The 18540-nt window shown below is 73.0% G+C and carries 17 protein-coding genes; 11 read left to right on the forward strand and 6 right to left on the reverse strand.

The genetic code is table 11. The features are described 5' to 3' along the window. Nucleotides 1-183 precede the first annotated feature (183 nt). The 3 genes from ACFQU3_RS08210 (at nucleotide 184) to ACFQU3_RS08220 (ending at nucleotide 4127) form a co-directional block, all read left to right on the forward strand. A complete protein-coding gene (locus ACFQU3_RS08210) occupies nucleotides 184-1494 on the forward strand; it encodes an HD-GYP domain-containing protein (RefSeq protein ID WP_385908545.1) in 1311 nt (436 codons plus the stop codon). Beyond that, a complete protein-coding gene (locus tag ACFQU3_RS08215; RefSeq protein ID WP_385908547.1) occupies nucleotides 1491-2786 on the forward strand; it encodes an HD-GYP domain-containing protein in 1296 nt (431 codons plus the stop codon). Before ACFQU3_RS08210 ends, ACFQU3_RS08215 begins: the two co-directional genes overlap by 4 nt. A gap of 168 nt (nucleotides 2787-2954) precedes the next feature. Continuing rightward, nucleotides 2955-4127 carry an NADP-dependent malic enzyme gene (locus ACFQU3_RS08220; RefSeq protein ID WP_385908548.1) on the forward strand — a complete coding sequence of 391 codons (1173 nt, stop codon included), beginning with the start codon at nucleotides 2955-2957 and terminating at the stop codon, nucleotides 4125-4127. A 31-nt stretch (nucleotides 4128-4158) separates the two neighbouring features. On the opposite strand, the gene ACFQU3_RS08225 is transcribed toward ACFQU3_RS08220, so the two are convergent. The 3 genes from ACFQU3_RS08225 to ACFQU3_RS08235 all read right to left on the reverse strand — a co-directional run bounded on the left by ACFQU3_RS08225 (nucleotide 4159) and on the right by ACFQU3_RS08235 (nucleotide 6283). Beyond that, entirely contained in the window at nucleotides 4159-4818 is a 660-nt protein-coding gene (locus tag ACFQU3_RS08225) for an energy-coupling factor transporter transmembrane component T family protein (protein ID WP_385908550.1), read from the reverse strand. Continuing rightward, nucleotides 4815-5525, reverse strand: coding sequence for an energy-coupling factor ABC transporter ATP-binding protein (locus ACFQU3_RS08230; protein ID WP_385908552.1), 711 nt, complete (start codon nucleotides 5523-5525; stop codon nucleotides 4815-4817). The genes ACFQU3_RS08225 and ACFQU3_RS08230 overlap by 4 nt, the downstream gene beginning before the upstream one ends. Nucleotides 5526-5608: 83 nt before the next feature. Continuing rightward, complete coding sequence (locus tag ACFQU3_RS08235) at nucleotides 5609-6283, reverse strand: biotin transporter BioY (protein WP_385908553.1); 675 nt, start codon at nucleotides 6281-6283, stop codon at nucleotides 5609-5611. 52 nt (nucleotides 6284-6335) lie between these two features. Between ACFQU3_RS08235 and ACFQU3_RS08240 the strand changes: the two genes are divergently transcribed. Beyond that, nucleotides 6336-7304, forward strand: a complete 969-nt coding sequence (locus tag ACFQU3_RS08240; protein ID WP_385908555.1) for a zinc-binding dehydrogenase — start codon at nucleotides 6336-6338, stop codon at nucleotides 7302-7304. Between the two features lie 37 nt (nucleotides 7305-7341). On the opposite strand, the gene ACFQU3_RS08245 is transcribed toward ACFQU3_RS08240, so the two are convergent. Next, entirely contained in the window at nucleotides 7342-8400 is a 1059-nt protein-coding gene (locus ACFQU3_RS08245) for a coenzyme F420-0:L-glutamate ligase (protein ID WP_385908557.1), read from the reverse strand. Continuing rightward, a complete protein-coding gene (gene cofD / locus ACFQU3_RS08250; RefSeq protein ID WP_385908559.1) occupies nucleotides 8397-9392 on the reverse strand; it encodes a 2-phospho-L-lactate transferase in 996 nt (331 codons plus the stop codon). The genes ACFQU3_RS08245 and cofD overlap by 4 nt, the downstream gene beginning before the upstream one ends. Before the next feature lie 232 nt (nucleotides 9393-9624). Here cofD and ACFQU3_RS08255 point away from each other — a divergent pair, with 232 nt between their 5' ends. Genes ACFQU3_RS08255 through ACFQU3_RS08265 form a run of 3 tightly spaced genes read left to right on the forward strand, consistent with a single transcriptional unit; the run spans nucleotide 9625 to nucleotide 14661 of the window. Beyond that, a complete protein-coding gene (locus tag ACFQU3_RS08255; RefSeq protein ID WP_188030276.1) occupies nucleotides 9625-9891 on the forward strand; it encodes a WhiB family transcriptional regulator in 267 nt (88 codons plus the stop codon). 52 nt (nucleotides 9892-9943) lie between these two features. After that, nucleotides 9944-13198, forward strand: a complete 3255-nt coding sequence (locus ACFQU3_RS08260; RefSeq protein ID WP_385908561.1) for a glycosyltransferase family 2 protein — start codon at nucleotides 9944-9946, stop codon at nucleotides 13196-13198. Continuing rightward, the gene (locus tag ACFQU3_RS08265) at nucleotides 13195-14661 is read left to right on the forward strand and encodes a DUF5719 family protein (RefSeq protein ID WP_385908563.1); all 1467 of its coding nucleotides are present in this window, start codon (nucleotides 13195-13197) and stop codon (nucleotides 14659-14661) included. Before ACFQU3_RS08260 ends, ACFQU3_RS08265 begins: the two co-directional genes overlap by 4 nt. Before the next feature lie 28 nt (nucleotides 14662-14689). Here ACFQU3_RS08265 and ACFQU3_RS08270 read toward each other — a convergent pair whose 3' ends face one another. Then, nucleotides 14690-15124 (reverse strand): metallopeptidase family protein, encoded by a 435-nt coding sequence (locus ACFQU3_RS08270; protein WP_385908565.1) that lies wholly within the window; start codon nucleotides 15122-15124, stop codon nucleotides 14690-14692. Between the two features lie 170 nt (nucleotides 15125-15294). Here ACFQU3_RS08270 and ACFQU3_RS08275 point away from each other — a divergent pair, with 170 nt between their 5' ends. From ACFQU3_RS08275 to ACFQU3_RS08290, 4 genes are read left to right on the forward strand one after another with little or no spacing between them, the layout of a single operon-like run. Further along, a complete protein-coding gene (locus ACFQU3_RS08275) occupies nucleotides 15295-15687 on the forward strand; it encodes a DUF3499 domain-containing protein (protein ID WP_385908567.1) in 393 nt (130 codons plus the stop codon). 8 nt (nucleotides 15688-15695) lie between these two features. Then, complete coding sequence (locus tag ACFQU3_RS08280) at nucleotides 15696-17186, forward strand: phosphomannomutase/phosphoglucomutase (protein WP_385908569.1); 1491 nt, start codon at nucleotides 15696-15698, stop codon at nucleotides 17184-17186. Beyond that, nucleotides 17183-17389, forward strand: a complete 207-nt coding sequence (locus ACFQU3_RS08285; RefSeq protein ID WP_385908571.1) for a Trm112 family protein — start codon at nucleotides 17183-17185, stop codon at nucleotides 17387-17389. The genes ACFQU3_RS08280 and ACFQU3_RS08285 overlap by 4 nt, the downstream gene beginning before the upstream one ends. Nucleotides 17390-17394: 5 nt before the next feature. Next, the gene (locus ACFQU3_RS08290; protein ID WP_385908573.1) at nucleotides 17395-18540 is read left to right on the forward strand and encodes an SIS domain-containing protein; all 1146 of its coding nucleotides are present in this window, start codon (nucleotides 17395-17397) and stop codon (nucleotides 18538-18540) included.

An 18540-nucleotide genomic window follows, 5' to 3' on the forward strand; every position in this document is an offset into this window, starting at 1 on the left:
CATTCAAGGAGCCCCCAAATGTTCGCTGCCCTTCTGTCGGCCATCGCCAGCACCGACTTCGCCACCCGCGCCATGATCTCCATCGCCAGCGTCTGGGGCTGGGGCGGCTGACCAACCCGGACGCCGTTGCACGGCACCGGGGTCTTCTGAGGGCCCCGGTGCCGTCGCGCTACCGTGACTGACGTGAGTCAGGCAGCCACCGTCACCCTGCGGTCCAAGTGGTTGCCGGGCTACCTCGCGCTCGTTCTCGCAACCTCGCTCGCTGTCGGTGTCCTGTCGTGGCTCTTCCTGCCGCGGCCGCAGGTCGGGCCCCTCGTGCTGCTGTGCATCATGGGACTCGTCAGCTACCAGATCCGCGAACCCGACGTCGGTCTGCGAATCAGCTTCTCGTTCCTGTCGATCATCCTCGTCGCGTCGGCCGCGATCGTCGGTGTCTTCGGGGCCTGGATCGTCGGCTCGCTCTCGATGCTGATCGACCGGCGGCAACCTCGCTGGACCGCCACGATGTTCAACGCCGCCATGAGCGGGCTGGTCGGCGCGGCGGCGGCGATGACCTACCGCCTGCTCAGGGGCGCCTCCGGCACCGACATGATCGACATGAGCACGGCCGACCTGGCGACCAGTGTCGGGCTGCCGCTCCTGGCCGCCGACGTCGTCGGCTGTCTCGTCAACGCCGTGTTGCTCTCCGGGGTCATCCACCTCGACCAGGGAACCCCCTTCGGGGTCCAGGTGCGTCGCGTGCTGAGTGGCTCGGGAGTGGCCTACATCGGCTACGGCATCATCGGGCTGCTCTTCGTCATCCTCTGGTTCCCGGCCGGGCTCGACGCGTTCAGCGCGCTCCTCGTCATGGCCCCCCTCCTGGCCGCCAGGTGGGCCTTCATCCAGTACGGGGAGGAGCTTCGCTCGCACGAACGGACCATCGACACCCTCGTGACCGCACTCGGCACCAAGGAGCCGCCAGCCGTCGAACGCAGCCGTCGGGCAGCAGCCGTCGCCGAGTGGGTCGCCGAGGAGCTCGGCCTCCCGCCGGGGCAGATCGGCACCGTTCGCTACGCCGCCACGCTGCACGAGATCGGCCACCTCGGGGTCGCGACGCGCCTGCTGCGCCGGCCCGTCGAGTCGCTGACACCGGCAGAGCGTCGCGTCATCGACCGGCACTGCGTCATGGGAGCCCGGATGATCGAGGGCATCGACTTCCTCGAGGACGCGCGTTCCGGCATCCGGCACCAGCACGAGCGCTTCGACGGGCGGGGACGTCCTGACGGGCTCGCGGGAGACGCCATCCCGGTCGCCGCGCGCATCGTCGCCGTCGTCTCCGCCGTCGAGGGCGTCATGCAGGACCTCGAGGGCGGCTCCCCGGTGTCCATCGCCGACGTGACGCGTCGGCTGCGCTCCGACCCCGACCGCTTCGACCCCGACGTCGTGGCGGCCACCGTGGTCGCCCTCGACAAGCACGGCTGGCCCGCGACGTCGTCTGCGAGCGGGACCACGTGAACGGCGCGGTACGCCGCGAGCCGGTGGCCGCCGTGCTCGGACTGCTGGGCCTGCTCGTCTCGCTCATCCTGACCATCCAGACCGGCGACGTCCCACCGATGTACGACGTGGCCACGCTCGGCCTCGTCGCGGCGTTCGCCGTGACCATCGTGCTCGGCGAGTGGTTCCATCTGTCGGCGCCCGGCTTCCGGGGGGCGGCGCCCATCGCGATGGCCTCCGCCTTCGGGCTGGCCCTCACGACGGAGCTCCCCGGTGACGTCCAGGTCGCGTACAGCGCGCCCTTCGTGCTCGCCGTGACCTCGGTGGCGATGGTCCTCGGGACGACCGTGCGCGTCGTGGCCGGCCGCGAGACGAGCATCGTCGAGACGACCGGGCGGTTCGTCGCCATCGCCTTCGTGACGGTGGTCTACCGCGCCGCGGTGCTCCGTCAGCCCCCGGGCACCGCTGTGCCCGACGACACGCCGATGCCCTGGCAGCGCGCGGCCCTGATGCTCGGCATCTGCATGGTGGCACTCGTGACCGACGCCCTCTTCACGTCCGTGCTCCGGGCCGTCACCGCGACCGTGAACCTGCGTCGCACCTTCGTCGAGGAGTTCCGCTCCTCCTTCGCTCTCTCGATGGCGGTCACGGTCACCGGCGTCCTCATCGCCCTCGCCGCGCCGCCGCTCGGCGTGGCTGCGCTCCCGCTCTTCCTCATGCCGCTCGTGCTGACTCTCTTCGCGTTCCGGCGCTACGTCAGCATCCGGGCGACCTATCTGCAGAGCATCCGGACCCTGTCTCGTCTCACCGACGCGGCCGGGTACACGCCCTCGGGTCACTCGGAGCGTGTCGCTGCCCTGTCCGTACGGGTCGGCCGTGAGCTGGGCCTGTCGGAGCGTGAGCTGCTCGACCTCGAGTACGCCGCGCTGCTGCACGACATCGGACAGGTCGCACTCGTCGAGCCCATCCCCGGCGGGGCCACCGTCCTCGCGGCTCCGGCCGACCAGCGGCGCATCGAGGCGGACACCGTCGCCATCGTGCGCGAGACCGGCGTCTTCGAGGGGGTCGCGCAGATCCTCGAGCACCAGACGACGCCGTACCGCCAGGTGCGAGAGCTCGGCGAGGAGATCCCGCTGACGAGCCGGATCGTCAAGGTCGTCAACGCCTACGAGGACCTCACCGCGGGTGCGCGCAGCGTCCGGGCCCGTGAGGCCGCCGTCGAGCGCATCTACCTCGGGCTCGGCTACGAGTACGACCCACGCGTCGTCGATGCCTTGCTCAAGTCGATCGACAACCCGCGCACCGAGGCCTGAGACGGCCGTCACGCTCTCCCATCCTTGGTCGCCGACTCCCGGCGTGCCAGAATGGCGCCTTCGGGCAACCCCCGTCGCGAGAACGAGCTTGCAGGCCAGACCCCCGGCACTGTTCAACCAGTGAGGGCGTCTGCCCTCTCCTTCTCCATGCGAACGAGGTGTTCCAGCATGAGTGCGTTGCCCACCAGCCAGCTCTTCGACCCGAGTGACCCGGTCTTCCGCGTCCACGAGGGCGGAAAGCTCGGGGTACACGCCACGTCACCGTTGCGAGACGCAGCGGACCTGTCCCTGCTCTACACGCCCGGTGTCGCCCAGGTGTCCCGGGCCATCGCGGCCGACCCGACCCTCGCGGGGGTCTACACCTCGCGCCGCAACACCGTTGCCGTCGTCAGCGACGGCACGGCAGTGCTGGGGCTCGGCGCCGTCGGCCCGCTCGCCGCGATGCCCGTCATGGAGGGCAAGGCCGTCCTCTTCAAGCACTTCGCCGACGTCGATGCCGTCCCGGTGTGCATGGAGACGGGGACCGTCGAGGAGATCGTCGACGCCGTCGCTCGGATCGCACCGACGTACGGCGGCATCAACCTCGAGGACATCTCTGCCCCACGGTGCTTCGAGATCGAGCGGCGGCTGCAGGACCGGCTCGACATCCCGGTGTTCCACGACGACCAGCACGGCACGGCCATCGTCGCGCTCGCTGCCCTGCTCAACGCCGTGCAGGTGGTGGACAAGGAGCTGTCCGAGCTCACCGTGGTCGTCTCCGGAGCCGGCGCGGCCGGCGTCGCCGTGAGTCGAATCCTCGTGGCCGCCGGCGTGACCGACGTCGTCGTCGTCGACTCACGTGGCGTGCTCGGCCCCGACCGCGACGACCTCGTCGCGCACAAGGACGAGCTGCGCGCCATCACGAACCCGCGCGGCGTCACGGGGACCATCGGCGATGCCCTGTCCGGTGCCGACGTCCTGATCGGGGTGTCGGGCGGCACCGTCGGCGAGCGCGACCTCATGCGCATGGCGCCGCGCGCGATCATCTTCGCGCTCGCCAACCCCGACCCGGAGGTGCACCCGGTCGTGGCAGCCCGGTTCGCCGAGGTCGTCGCGACCGGACGCTCGGACTTCCCGAACCAGATCAACAACGTGCTGGCGTTCCCCGGCATCTTCCGCGGCGCCCTGGACTCCGGGGCGCGGCGCGTGACCGAGGAGATGAAGCTCGCCGCCGCACGGGCCATCGCCGGCCTCGTCGAGGCGCCAACCGCGGACCACGTGGTGCCGAGCGTCTTCGACGACCGCGTGGCGCCGGCGGTCGCCGAGGCCGTCTCGGCGCTCGTCCTCACGGCGTCTCGCTAGCGCCACGATCCCGCAGCGGCGGCGTCGCTCCTCAGGAGCGGCGTCCGCCGCTGCCGTCGTCGGGGCCCGACTCGTCGTCCGGTGGGTCGGTCAGACCGCGCGCCGCGAGCGCCTCCCCGGTTGCTCGCGCGAAGGCGACGACGTGCACGACCGTGGGGACGACGACCGCGCGTGGGTCGCGCTCGAGTCCTCGTGCACGGGCAGACTGGCGCACTGCCGCGAAGGAGCCGGCAACCCACGGGACGGAGCGAACGACGATCCCGAGCGTCAGTGCCACGACCTCGGGGTCGATGACCCGGCGCAGCGGATGCGCCGCCCGCACGACGGCATCGAGCAGGTCGGTCACGGGAGTCGTTGCGGTGAGGATGCCGGCCGCGACGAACGCGTTGGCGATGCCGAGGACGACGCGGACGGCATACGCGAGGTCCTGCGACCACCACTGGAAGGCGAGCAGCACCACGAGAACGGGCAGCAGCGTCCGGATCGACCGGACGAGCCGGCGCACTCGCAGCCCTGCGGCCCCGGTGATGGTCGCGAGGACGAGGGTGACGACCGCGAAGGGCCACGGAGAGTCCACGAGCCAGGCCATCGCGCCCACGGTGAGGACTCCGGCGAGTTTGGGCCACAAGGGGATCCGGTGCAGAAGTGACGTGCCTGGTACGTGCGCCGTAAACAGGCCGGGGCTGGTCACGGCTCGTCCACCAGGTGCCGGTAGCGCTCGACAGCCATGGCCGGCTCGCCGTCGAACACGACGCGCCCGGCGTCGACGACGAGCGTGCGGTCGGCGAGAAGGGCGAGCTCGAGGTCGTGCGTGGCCAGGACGACCGTCTGGGGCAGCGTCTCCAGGAGTCTCGTGAGGCGCGAGGTGTTGCGGCGGTCGAGCAGCGTCGTCGGCTCGTCGAGGACGAGCAGGGCAGGGTCGGTCGCGAGGACCACGGCGAGCGCCATGAGCTGGCGCTCGCCGCCCGACAGGTCGTAGACGCTCTGGTCGCCGAGGTGGGTCAGGCCGAAACGCGCGAGCACCTCATCGGCGGCTGCGCGACGGTCGGTGCGGTTGCGGTGCCGGCGCCGGAGGGAGAGCTCGACGTCCTCGCGTCCGGTGGGCATGACGAGCTGCGACAGGGGGTCGGTGAAGCCGAACGCGACGCGGCGGCGGACCCGGGCGCCATGGCGAACCGTGTCGAGGCCGTCGATGGTCACCGTGCCCGAGGTCGGGGCCACGAGGCCGTTGACCAGGCGCAGCAGCGTCGACTTGCCGGATCCGTTCGCCCCGATGACGCTGACCCGTGCCTCGTCGAGCGCCAGGTCGACCGGCCCGAGGATCGTCCGGCTGCGTCCGCCGGGCGACCCGTCGACGGGCACCGTGACGGTGGCCCCCTCCATCCGGACCGTCGTCACTGGTGCCTCACTGGTGCCTCACTGCTGCCTCACTGCTGCCTCACTGTTGCGTCACGGCGACTTCACCGCTGCGTCACGGGACGTCAGGCGGGCCGGCGACCCGGGCGGGCCAGCACGTCGGGGAACGCCCGGTGCACGGCCACAGCGGCGAGGACGGCCACCACATCCTTCGCGAGGTCGCCCGGCAGGAAGGGCAGGTCGGCGCTGACGGCGGCCGAGAGCGGGAGGTCGAGGTTGACCATGAGGCCGGCGATGCCGAGAGGGTGGACGACGACGACCGTCGTGACGACCGACCCGACGAGCAGCAGCGGCACCCAGAGCGTGGGCCGGGCGCGCCGCACGGTGTGGCGGGCGGCCAGCCCGACGACGAGGGCCGCGACGACGAACGACACGAGATAGCCGGCAGTCGGCCCGGTCAGCACCTGCAGACCGGACTGGCCACGGCTGAACACGGGGAGCCCGACGAAGCCGAGCACGAGGTAGAGCAGCACGGCCAGACCGCCGCGAACGGGACCGAGGACGAGGCCGGTGAGCATGACCGCGAGCGTCTGCAGCGTGATGGGCACGCCGAAGCCGCCGACCGGGATCCCGGGAAGGACCGCGGCGGCGACGAGCAGGGCCGTGAAGACGGCCACGAGTGCCACGGACTGAGGGTCGACCCCCCTCGACGACGCGGGGAGGGGGAGCCCTCCGGCGCTACCGGCCTCGGCCGTCGACGAGGCGCCCGAGGCGCCCTGGACGTGCGTGTTGTCGGTCACGGGCAGGACCCTACCGGGGCGTCCAACGGCCACCGGTCACTATGGTGCTGGGATGCTCGCCGCCTTCGCCGCCAGTCAGTCCGCGTCCGACCCGCTGTCCGGCCTCGTCGTCGACGAGCGCCCGGACCCGCAGCCCCGGGACGGCTGGGTGGTCGTCGACCTCAAGGCCGCTGCGCTGAACCACCACGACGTCTGGTCGCTGCGCGGCGTCGGCCTCGCGCCGGACCGCCTCCCCATGGTCCTCGGCTGCGACGGGGCCGGCCTCGACCCCGACGGCAACGAGGTCATCGTCCACGCGGTGGTGGCCTCCGACGGCTGGCGCGGCGACGAGACCCTCGACCCGCGGCGCACGCTCCTGTCCGAGCTGCACGACGGGACGCTCGCCGAGAAGGTGCTCGTCCCCGCGGGCAACGTCGTGCCCAAGCCCGAGTCGGTGTCGTGGGAGGCCGCGGCGTGCCTCTCGACGGCGTGGCTCACGGCATACCGCATGCTGTTCACCAACTCGGGGGTGCAGCCGGGCGGCACCGTCCTCGTCCAGGGCGCGGGTGGTGGCGTCGCCACGGCGCTCGTCCAGCTCGGCTCGGCCGCCGGCTACCGGATGTGGGTCACCTCGCGCGACGAGGCCCGTGGCCGGCGGGCCGTCGAGATCGGCGCCGACCGCGTCTTCGCCTCGGGGGAGCGCCTGCCCGACCGGGTCGACGCCGTCATGGAGACCGTCGGCGCCGCGACGTGGTCGCACTCGGTCAACTCGCTGCGCCCGGGCGGCACGATCGTCATCTCCGGCGCGACGTCGGGCGACGCCCCGTCCAAGGCAGAGCTGACGAAGATCTTCTTCAAGCAGCTGCGGGTCATCGGCTCGACGATGGGCACGCGCGAAGAGCTTGCGCAGCTGGCCCGCCTCGTCGAGCAGCGCCGCATCGAGCCGGCCATCGACTCCGTGCTGCCCCTCGCGCAGGCGCGTGGCGGCTTCGCCCGCATGGTCGACGGCGACGTCTTCGGCAAGGTCGTCTTCACCGTCTGACGACCGGTCCTGCCCGATCGGTCAGACGGCGAGGCTGTCAGCCCGAGTGGGCGGCGCTGACGTGGACGACCGCGGACAGCCCGTCGGCCGACGGTGGGTCGGCGCGCCCCTCGAGCCACTCGCACCACAGTGCCGTGCACAGTCGTGTGACGAGGACCCCCAGCTCGTATGCCGTGTCGGCGCCGACCGTGACCGTGAGCCGTCCGACGTCGGCCGTGCCCGACTCGACGCCGTGCAGGGCGACGCGGACCGCCCTGGCGACGGCCTCGAGCCTCGTGTCACCGTCGGCGGGTGCGACCCCGACCTCGGCGGCCTCCGGGCTGCCCGGCTCGATGCCGAGCGCCGCGCGGACCGCCTCGACGCGACCGTAGCCGAACCAGTCGCCGGGGCCGGTGCGCACGAGGTCGCGCCCGCGCGGATGCGTCTCGAGCGGCTCGTCGACGAGCACTCCGCGCAGCCCACGCAGCAGCGCGGCAGGCACCCCCGACACCTTGCCCTTGGCGAGGTCGGCGGCCGCGGCGATCTCGTCGGCCAGCGCCCGGGTCGTGACCTCGAGCGGCCTGCCGTCGGCGTCCGAGCCACCGCGAAGGTCGTCGAGGACCCGCAGTCCGTGGGCGCCCAGGGCGAAGTCGACCTGCCCGATCCGCCACGGACGGCCCGCGGTGTCGCTGAGGACGACGCCGATGCGCACGCCGTGACGGGCCAGGGCTGCGGCGTGGACCTGCTCGCACACCGCGTCGGGGTCGTGGGGGAGCAGCAGCCACCCGCCGCGCCCTCCGGTGTTGGACCCGTCGACACCGGCGGCCGCCATGATCGGGCCCGCCTTGGCCCGCACGATACGCGTGACGCGGTCACCGACTGCGCGCTCTGCCACGACGTGTTCGGTCTCGCCGCGCACGACGCGCTCCTTGTCGGGGTCGTGGGTGACGAGACCGAGTGCCTTGCTGGCGATCTTGCTCGACACGACGAGGACGTCGCCGTCCTCGAGGCGCACCCCGGCGTGGTCGAGGCCGAGCTGGAGGACGTCGGCCAGATCGTCGCCCTCGTGGACCTCCGGGATGCCGGTGAGCGGGGTGATCGTGATCTGCGCGGTCACGCCGGTGCCCGCTCCGCGCGCAGTCGCAGGCCGAGGTCCAGGGCGGCTCCTGCCATGTCGGCGGCGGCTTCGACCGAGCTCATGAGCAGCGGTCGGCGCACGACCTCGAGGTCGGGTCGGTCCGCCATCGGGTCGTCCTCGTCGACGAGCCACCCGGCGAGGAAGTCGGCGTAGAGCCCCGCCACGCCGGCGCTCGTCTCCTCGACACCGATGGTCCGCAGGCACACGTCGGCATGGCCGCGCACCGGACGGCCGCCGACGAGCGGGGAGACCCCGACGACGGGGGCGCGGGTGCCGCGCAGGGCGTCGCGGATGCCGGGCACTCCGAGGATGATCCCGATCGAGACGACGGGGTTGCTCGGCGGCAGGATGACGACGTCGGCGCCGCGGATCGCGTCGAGGACGCCGGGGGCGGCCGTCGCACGGTCGAGACCCGCGACGACGAACCGGTCGGCAGGCAGCTCGGCCCGGTGGCGGACCCACCACTCCTGGAAGTGGATCGCGCGCTGCTCGCCCTGCTCCTCGACCACGACGTGCGTCTCGACGGGGGTGTCGGTCATCGGCAGCAGCCTGACGCCCAGCTCACCCAGCCCCCACCGGGCGGAGAGCCGCTCGACGACCGCGCTGAGCGGCATACCCTGGCCGAGCAGCTGGGAGCGGTAGACGTGGGTGGCGAAGTCCTTGTCACCGAGGGTGAACCACTGCGGCTCGGCGCCGAGCGCGGCCAGCTCGGCCGCGAGATGGTGCGACTCGTCGGCTCGCCCCCAGCCCTGTCCCTCGTGGATTCCTCCGCCGAGCGTGTAGAGGAGCGTGTCGATGTCGGGGCAGACGCGCAGGCCGAACAGCGTGATGTCGTCGCCGGTGTTGCCGATGACTGTCAGCTCGAGGTGGTCGCGATCCGAGCCGAGCGGGTAGGACTGTCGGGCGTGGTGGAGCAGGCCCCGGAGGAACCGGGCGCCGCCGACACCTCCGGCCAGGGCGGTGATGCGCATGTGCCGATCCTCTCAGCCGTGCCGCTGCGTCGTGGAGCTCGGGGTGACCACCGCGAATTCGTCCAGCGAATATCACCAACCGGCTTGACGTAGGGCGTATGACACGCATGTAATTTCATTGTTGTATTCGTCGGGGTCGCGTCACTGGGAGGAATGGGCGTTATGTCCATCCCCTCCGGGGAACGGTGTCGCCGGGTGCAGCAACAGTGCAAGTCAGGGTCGAGGAGGGGTCATGCACGAGCTGAAGGTGGTTTGGTCGGATACGGGAGAACAGGAGGGCGAGCTCTCCTGGCAGGAGCGCTCACTCTGCGCCCAGACCGACCCGGAGGCGTTCTTCCCGGAGAAGGGCGGCTCCACACGCGAGGCCAAGAAGGTCTGCGTCGGTTGCGAGGTACGGGCAGAGTGCCTCGAGTACGCCCTTTCCAATGACGAGAGATTCGGCATCTGGGGCGGGCTGTCCGAGCGAGAGCGCCGCAAGCTGAAGAAGCGCGCGGTCTGATCGTGAGGTTCGAACCCGGCGCCTCGCAGGCGTCCGGGTGAAGGTAGCCGCTGTGCCCGACGAGCTCGCAGAAGACCTGAGCACCTCCGCTGACGCGGGGAGTGCGTCGTCCGTGTCGTTGTCCGCCCCTCCCTCCACCGGGCCGCGACCGAACGCCGAGGTCGACGCGATCGTCGTCGTACACAACGGAGCTGCGTGGCTGGCGCAGTGTCTCGACGGTCTCGCCGCCCAGACACTGCCGCCAGCGCGGCTCGTCGTCGTCGACGTCGCGAGCAGCGACACGTCGAACGCCATCGCGCGCGCCCACTCGGGCGTGCGCCGGGCGATCCCGTCGGTCGACGTCGTGCGCCTCGACGCGCGCGTGCCCATCGGTGCTGCCATCGAGCGTGGCGTCGAAGCCCTGTCGGTCCCCGCCGACCCGTCGTCGAGCTGGCTCTGGGTGCTGCACGACGACTCGGTGCCGCGCGCCAACGCCCTGGCGCAGCTGCTGCACGCCGGCATGCGCTCGAAGTCCGTGGGCGTCGCCGGGCCGAAGATCGTCGACTGGCACGATCCCCGCCGACTCGTCGAGATGGGCATCCAGATCACCCGCACCGGGCGACGCCTCGCGTCACCGGCCCGCGGCGAGGCCGACCAGGGCCAGTACGACAACCGTGCCGACGTGCTCGCCGTGAGCACGAGCGGCATGCTCGTGCGGCGCTCCGCGTACGACGACATCGGCGGTTTCGACCCCGTGTTCGTCGAGCACGGCGCCGACCTCGACTTCGGCTGGCGGGCCCAGCTCGCCGGCCACCGCGTCATCGTCGTGCCGGGAGCGGTCGTGCGCGACGCGGCCGCGGGCCTCGACGGAGAGCGCCCCGGCGGTGCACGGCCCCGCGAGCTCGAACGCCGCGGACGCCGCGCGGCCCGGCAGGTCACGCTCGCCCGGTGCTCTCCGCTCGCGGCGCCGTTCCTCGCGGTCTGGATGGCGCTCTCCGCCGTCGTCGCATCGCTGACCCTGCTCGTGGCCAAGCGTCCCCGGCAGGCCTGGCGCGAGCTGACCGACATCACCGCCCTGCTGCACCCCTTCGCCACCTTCGGTGCACGCTGGCGGGGCCGGGCCACGAAACGGCTGCGCCGCGACCACCTCGCCACCCTGTTCGTCGCGCCCACGGTGGCTGCGCGCACGACCATCGACCACATCCAGGACGCCATCACCCCTGATCGCCCCCGCGCGCGCCGTGAGGCGGCGCTGACGACAGAGACCGGGCCCGTCGCCGACGAGTCCGAGTCGCTCGACCACCTCCCGGCATCGCTGCCGCGCCGCATCGTCACCCACCCCGGATTCCTCGCTGTGACAGCTGTTCTCGCCGCGTCGGTGGCCGCTTGGCGCGGCCCGATCCGATCCGGCGCGCTGTCGCCGACCAACACCGGTGTCGCGGGCGGCGAGCTCCGCCCCGTCACGACCGGGTCGTCGGGACTCTGGCACGCGTTCCGCGACGCCTGGCACGGCGCCGGCCTCGGCTCCGGCGCGGAGTCCGGACCGCACCTCGCGGTCCTGTCCGCCTTGACCTGGCTCGCCGAGCGCCTTCCCGGTGTGGCCGAGAGCCGTTCGAGCGCCGGCGTCACCATCGCGTGGCTGCTGTTCCTGGCCCCGGCGCTCGGAGCCTGGTCCACCTATCTCGCCGGGCGCGTCGTCACGTCGTCGCGCATTGCGCGGGCGCTTGCCGCCCTGGCCTGGGGCACGGTCGGTGTGGCCGCCGCGGGCGTGTCCGAGGGCCGCGTCGCCGTCGCCGCCGTCCACGTCCTGCTTCCGTTCGTCCTCGCCGGCTACTGCCTCGCGGCTCGCCGTGACGGCACCTTCACCGCGACGTTCGCGACCGCGCTCGCCACCGCCGTGGTCGGCGCCTTCGCGCCGCCGCTGCTCGCTCTGGCCGCGGTCGCGGCCCTGCTCCTGCTCGTCCTGGGCCCCGGTCTGCGCCGCGCCCGAGCGTTCGTGCTGCTCGTCGTGCCGGCCGCCCTCCTGGGGCCGTGGGCCGCGCGCTTCGTGGAGGACTGGCGGTTGCTCCTGTCCGGTCCGGGGCTGCTCTCGACCTCCGAGGACGGGGGGCCGTGGGGCGTCCTCGCCCTCGTCCTCGGTGAGCCGGGCGGCACCACCTGGGCTGTGTGGCTCGGTGCGCCGCTCGTCCTGCTCGGGGTGCTCGGCCTCGCCTCCCGGAGCCGCGGCCGCGCCGAGTCCGTCGGACTCGCCGTCGGCGCGCTGGTCGCCGTGGTGGGCCTCGCCGGGGCTGTGGTCTCTCAGCGCGTGCTGCTGGGCTCCGCCGAGACGGGCGTGGGCCAGTCGGCCGCCGCCCATCTGTGGGCCGGCCTCGGTCTGCAGCTCTGGCTCGCGGGGCTCCTCGTCGGGCTGCTCGCCGGCAGCCGTGTCGTGCTCGCGTCGCTCGTACGTCCCGGACGGAGGTGGGGCTTCGCGGGGGCCGTCGTCGCCGCCGTGCTCGCCGTCGTCCCGACCGTCGCGGGGGCCGCGCTGTGGGGCATCGACGGGATCGGGCGCACCCTGTCCGTGGGGCAGGCGACCCTGCCCGCCGTCGCGACCGAGCAGGGCAGTGGAGCCCTCGCCAACCGGCTGCTCCTGCTGCGCCCGTCCGACGACGTCGTGGACTTCGTGCTCGCCGGGCAGGAGCCGGGAGAGCTGCTGCGCGACCTCGACCGCACGCCGGACGCCGACGACGCCCCGCTCGTCGACGCCGTCGCCAACATCGTCGGGGGGCGGGGGGCCGACTCCCTCGACTCGACGGCTCTCGCCCGCCTGGGCATCGGCTTCGTGCAGGTACGCGCCACCGCGGACTCCGCGCTCGCCCGGCGGCTCGACTCGTCCGAAGGTCTGAGCCGTCTCGGCACGAGCGACCGGGGCATCCTCTGGAAGGTGCAGCCGCTACCGACGGCCGACGGTGGGACGCCCGCGACCGCACCGTCGCGAGCCCGGCTGGTCGACGCCGACGGCGCGCTGCTCCAGGTCGTCCCCACCAGTGGGCCGCACGCCGCGGTCGACACGACCCTGCCGGCCGGCACCGGAGCCCGCTCGCTCGTGCTCGCCGAACCCTCCGAGTGGTCCGAGCAGGCGCTCGTCACCTTCGACGGACGGCGCCTCGATCCCGTGGCCGGTGCCGCCCAGCCGACGTATGCCGTGCCCCCGACCGCCGGCGCCCTGCGCATCGACCTCGCCGCGGCGCAGCCCTGGTGGCGTCTCGGGCAGGGAGTGCTCCTCGGTCTTGTCGTCTTCCTGGCCGTGCCCTTCGGAAACCGACGCTCGAGGAGGCGCACATGAGGAACGTGTCCGGCATCGTCCGGGTCGGGGCCGTGGCGCTCGTCGCGACCGGTCTCGCGGTCGGGGCCACCCGCGTCAGTGGCTCGGTGACCCTCGCGACTCCGGGCGAGCGGGCGGGCCTGCCCGAGTCGTCGAACGTGCTCGTCGACGAGGCGTCGCTGGTCTGCCCCGGTCAGCAGCGCCTCGGGGCCGTCGGCCTGCGCGACGTCGAGGGCACGGTCACGGTCGCGGCCTCGGCCCCTGACGGGGGCGTCGTGGCGGGCGGCCCCTCCGGTGGCGGCGGCACGGTGCAGCTGCTCAGTGGGCCCACGTCCACCGGCCTGGCGCAGACGTCCTCGCGCGGTGAGGTCGCCACCGCCGAGGTGTCCACGCCAGAGGTCGTCATGGCCCGGGCGTCCGGTGCCCTCGCCCCGGGACTCGTGGCCACCCAGGTGTGGCAGCACAAGGGCGACGACGACCGTGGTCTCGCCGTCACCCAGTGTCAGCAGCCGTCCTCCGACGTCTGGCTCGTCGGGGGCGGCGCGGGTCCGTCCCGGACCGAGCGGGTCGTCGTCAGCAACCCCGGGGCGAATGCCGTGTCGGTGTCCTTCGAGGTCTTCGGCCGTTCGGGCCCCATCGACGCCGCCGACGACCGCAGCATCTCCGTGCCGCCACTCTCGCGAGAGGTCGTCTCGCTCGATGCCGTCGCACCCGACGAGGGCGGCCCGGTCGTGCATGTGACCGCCACCGGTGGCGTCATGTCAGCCGTGCTCGACGAGCAGTGGATCCTCGGCGCCACCGGCCGCGGCATCGACGACTCGACGCGCGCCGCCGCGCCGAGCACCGACCTCGTGGTGCCGGGCGTCGAGACGGGCGGCTCGGTGTGGCTTCGCCTCGTCAACCCCGGCGACACCGAGTCGCTCGCGCAGGTGCGGCTGCTCACCGACAAGGGGGCGGTCCAGCCCGACGACCTCCGCGCCGTTCGTGTGCCCGCAGGCACGACCCTCGACGTGGCGATGCCCCCCAACGCGGCGGCGATGGGCCTCGGCGTACGGTCCGACCAGCCTCTCGTCGCAGCTGCCTGGACCGAGCGGCGCGCCACCGTCGCCGACAAGATGGGTGACTTCGCCTGGACCCCGGCGACCCCGGTGCTGCGCGGTGTCGGCGGCGTCATGCTCCCGGGGCTGCCGGGCACGACGAAACGCCTTCTCCTGACTGCGGGTCCGGCCGAGGCGAGTGTCCAGGTCCGGCTCGGTACGGGCAGCGCCGCGAAGGTCTCGACCGTCACGGTGCCGGCAGACTCCACGACCGTCGTGGCTGCCGGTGACGCCGACAGCGTGTGGGTCGTTCCGGGCAGCGGGGCCGTCAGGGCAGCGGTCTCCGTGGCGGGCGTCGACGGGAGCGTGCCGTTCTTCTCCGTCGCACCGATCACCGATGCGCCGGTGCGGGCCCTCGCAGTACCGGTGCGTCAGGTCCGCAACTGACGAGGGTGGGACAGGCGAGGGCCCGAGGTCACTCGCCGAACCCGGGGTCGAGCTCCTCGGGGGAGACGCCGAGAAGGCCCGCGACCTGCTCCGTGACGATGTCGGCGACGAGTGCCGCCACGTCACGGCGGTCGGTCACGCGGGTCTCGACGGGACGGCGGTAGACGACGATGCGGGCCGGGCGCGCGCTCGTCGCGGGGTACAGGCGGCCGAGCGGCACCTCGCGGTGATCCCACGGGGCGGGGCCTCGCGGCACGTCCTCGACCGCGAACTCGACTGCTGGAAAAGCGCGCCCGCACGTTGCCTCGAGCCGCGCGGCGGCGTCCAGCACGAAGTCGTCGAACTCGTCGCGTCGCGACGTCATCGCCGGGACCGGCGGCCAGGCCAGCGGGCCACGGCGTCCGCGGCCGTGCCGGTCACGCCGACGGCGACGCCCGGGAGTGCGGGGCTCGAGGGTGTCCACGCCCCCACTCTAGATCGGCGCAGTGCCCGAGCACCTGCACCTCGCGAGCCCCGCGGGCACGACGACCAGGCGCCGGGCGGAGGGAGGAGAGACGCCATACGCCGGCGGATCCGGCCTCGGACGGCGTGGTGATTCGTCCTCGTCGGAGGCGCGGACTAGAGTCCCGGATCGTGGGTCTGACACGTGGTTGCTCGAAGACGGGATGCGCTCGCCCGGCCGTCGCGACCCTGACCTACGCGTACGCCGACCGCGCCGTCGTCGTCGGCCCGCTGGCGACGTACGCCGAGCCGCACACCTACGACCTCTGCCTCGAGCACGCGGAGCGGATGACGGCGCCCCGTGGCTGGGAGGTCGTGCGGGTGGGTGGCGAGTTCCCCGAGCCCGCACTCGCGGCAGACGACCTGCTCGCCCTCGCCGACGCCGTCCGGGAGGCCGGACGCCCACGCACGAGCCGCCCGGCAGACCCCCGCACCGTCTCGCGCGGGCAGGCCAACGCCGAGGCCGAGTCGGGGGCCGTCGAGTCAGGCCGCCGCGGACACCTGCGCATCCTCAAGGACTCCTGACCACTAGGGTGTTCGGCGTGCCGCACCTCGCAGACTTCGTCAAGGCCTATGACGTTCGTGGGATCGTCCCCGACCAGCTCTCGCCCGAGGTGGCTCGCGCCCTCGGGGTCGCCTTCGCCGAGGTGGTCGCCGTCCCCGACGGTGCGAGCGGCGTCGTCGTCGGCCACGACATGCGCCCCAGCTCGCCCGAGCTCTCATCGGCCTTCGCGGCAGGTGTCACGTCGCGCGGTGTCGACGTCACGCTCATCGGACTCTGCTCGACCGACGGCCTCTACTACGCGAGCGGTGCGCTCGACCAGCCCGGCGCCATGTTCACGGCGAGCCACAACCCGGCCCAGTACAACGGCATCAAGCTGTGCCGCTCGGCGGCGCGCCCCGTCGGCCAGGACTCCGGCCTCGCAGAGATCCGCGACCTCGCGCAATGGCTGCTCGACGGTGGCACGGGCCTGGCGCACCCGGCAGGGGAACCGGGATCGGTGACGACGCGCGACCTGCTGGCCGACTACGCCGGCTTCCTGCGCGGGCTCGTCGACCTCTCCGGCTCGCGACCGCTCAAGGTCGTCGTCGACGCCGGCAACGGCATGGGCGGGCACACGGTGCCGGCCGTCCTCGGCACGGGCGCCGGCCTGCCCGAGCTTCCGCTCGAGATCGTGCCGCTCTACTTCGAGCTCGACGGCACCTTTCCGAACCACGAGGCCAACCCGCTCGACCCGGCCAACCTCGTGGACCTCCAGGCCGCCGTGCGCGAGCACGGCGCCGACCTGGGGCTGGCCTTCGACGGTGACGCCGACCGCTGCTTCGTCGTCGACGCCGACGGTGAGCCCGTCTCCCCGAGCGCCATCACCGGACTCGTGGCCGTGCGCGAGATCGACCGGGCCCGCGCGGCCGGCGACACCGACGTCGCGATCGTCCACAACGTCATCTCGAGCGCCGCGGTGCGTGAGGTCATCCGCGAGTCGGACGCGACGCCCGTGCGCACCCGCGTCGGCCACTCCTTCATCAAGGCCGAGATGGCCCGTGCCGGAGCGGTTTTCGGCGGAGAGCACTCCGCCCACTACTACTTCCGTGACTTCTGGTTCGCCGACACCGGCATGCTGGCCGCGATGCACGTCCTGGCCGCTCTCGGCGAGCAGGACGGCCCGCTGTCGGCCCTCACCGATGACTACGAACGCTATGTCGCGTCCGGTGAGATCAACTCGACGGTGAGCGACTCGGCCGCTGTCGTCGAGCAGGTGCGCGCGTGGGCGCAGGTGCGAGGGGCCGGCACCGACGAGCTCGACGGCCTGACCGTCACCTGCCCCGACGGCACCACGCCGATGTGGTGGTTCAACGTGCGCGCCTCCAACACCGAGCCGCTCCTGCGCCTCAACGTCGAGGCCGGCGACCGTGAGACGATGCAGGGCGTGCGCGACGAGCTGCTCGCCCTCATCCGGTCCAGCGGCACCGCGCGCGACGAGATCGGGTCAACCGCCGACCAGGACGCAGGAGACGCTTCGTGAGCCAGAGCCAGCAGACGATCGAGCCGTGGCTGCGGGAGATCATCCGCTGCCCGCAGTGCAAGGGTGAGGTCACCGACGCGGTCCACACCGCGGGAGACTCCGAGGTCGCCGAGCTGCGGTGCGACACCTGTCACCTGGCCTACCCCGTCGAGGGCGGGGTGCCGGTCCTGCTCGTCGACCTCGCCCGCCGCACCGACGGCTGAGGCCCGTGGGCGCCGTGTTCGACGAGGCCCGCCTGGACGACGAGGGCGCCATCGCGTCGCTCGACCGCAGCGAGTCGCTGCGTGCCCTCGCGGGGGCCGGTGCCCAGGTGCGGCGCACCGTGGCCGCAGCCGGAGAGGCCGGACTCGACCGCCTCCGTGAGGTCGAGCCCCGCGGCGTCGTCGTCGCGGCCGCGGGTGGATCCGTCGCCGTCGCCGACCTCTTCGAGGCGATCTCCCGCGGCGCCTCGGCGCTGCCCGTCCAGAGCTGCTCGTCAGGCTCGCTGCCGGGTTGGGTCGGCACGCTGGACGTCGTCATCGCCGTCTCGCAGTCGGGCCGCGCCGCTGGCACGCTCGCCCTCGCCGCCGAGGCCGCGCGACGCGGCGCCTTCCTCGTCACGGTCGGCGCCGCCGACTCGCCCCTCGCCGAGGTGTGCGCCCGGGCCCATGGTGTCCACGTGCCGATCGCCGTCGCCGGGTCGTCGTCGCGCACGTCGATGTGGGCGCAGGCGACGCCGGCCCTGCTCGCGGCCGATGCGCTGGGGATCGCCAACGTGAGCCGCGAGACGCTCGCCGAGCTCGCCGACGTCCTCGACCGTGCCGCGACCGATGCCCGCCCGGCCTCCGAGTCGTTCGTCAACCCGGCCAAGGTGCTCGCGACCGAGCTCGCCGAGTCCACCCCGATCGTCCTCGGTGAGGGGCCCTTCGGCGAGGTGACGGCGCGCCGGGCCGCCTCGATGTTCGGTCGCACCGGACGCGTCCCCGTGGCGTACGGCTGCCTGCCCGACGCTGCGAGCCAGATCGTCGCGTGCTTCGACGGCCCCCTCGCGTCGGGCGACTCCGGCAACGGTGACGACATCTTCGCCGACCCGTTCCTCGACGGGCCGAGTCGCCCGCCCCTGCGGCTCATCATGCTGCGTGACACCTCGGCGTCCGGGGAGGGGCCGCGGGTCGCCGACACCGTCGTCTCAGTCGCCGAGGACGCCGGCGTACGCGTGTCGCTCGTCGACGCGCCCGACGCCGACCCGCTGCTGCGGCTCGCTCACCACGTCGCGCTCACCGACTTCGCCGCCACCTACCTCGCGCTCGGCCTGGGATTCGACCCGGCCACATCTCCGCACGTTCGCCTCCTGCGCGGTGCCCGGGCGCTCTGA

This window comes from Terrabacter sp. GCM10028922, from assembly GCF_042666095.1.
In the GTDB taxonomy this organism is placed as follows: Bacteria; Actinomycetota; Actinomycetes; order Actinomycetales; family Dermatophilaceae; genus Terrabacter.

Bases quoted from the DNA above. Each gene is read 5' to 3' on its own strand.
- ACFQU3_RS08220 (WP_385908548.1), top strand. From the start codon at position 2,955: ATGAGTGCGTTGCCCACCAGCCAGCTCTTCGACCCGAGTGACCCGGTC.
- ACFQU3_RS08240 (WP_385908555.1), top strand. From the start codon at position 6,336: ATGCTCGCCGCCTTCGCCGCCAGTCAGTCCGCGTCCGACCCGCTGTCC.
- cofD (WP_385908559.1), bottom strand. From the start codon at position 9,392: ATGCGCATCACCGCCCTGGCCGGAGGTGTCGGCGGCGCCCGGTTCCTC.
- ACFQU3_RS08255 (WP_188030276.1), top strand. From the start codon at position 9,625: ATGCACGAGCTGAAGGTGGTTTGGTCGGATACGGGAGAACAGGAGGGC.
- ACFQU3_RS08265 (WP_385908563.1), top strand. From the start codon at position 13,195: ATGAGGAACGTGTCCGGCATCGTCCGGGTCGGGGCCGTGGCGCTCGTC.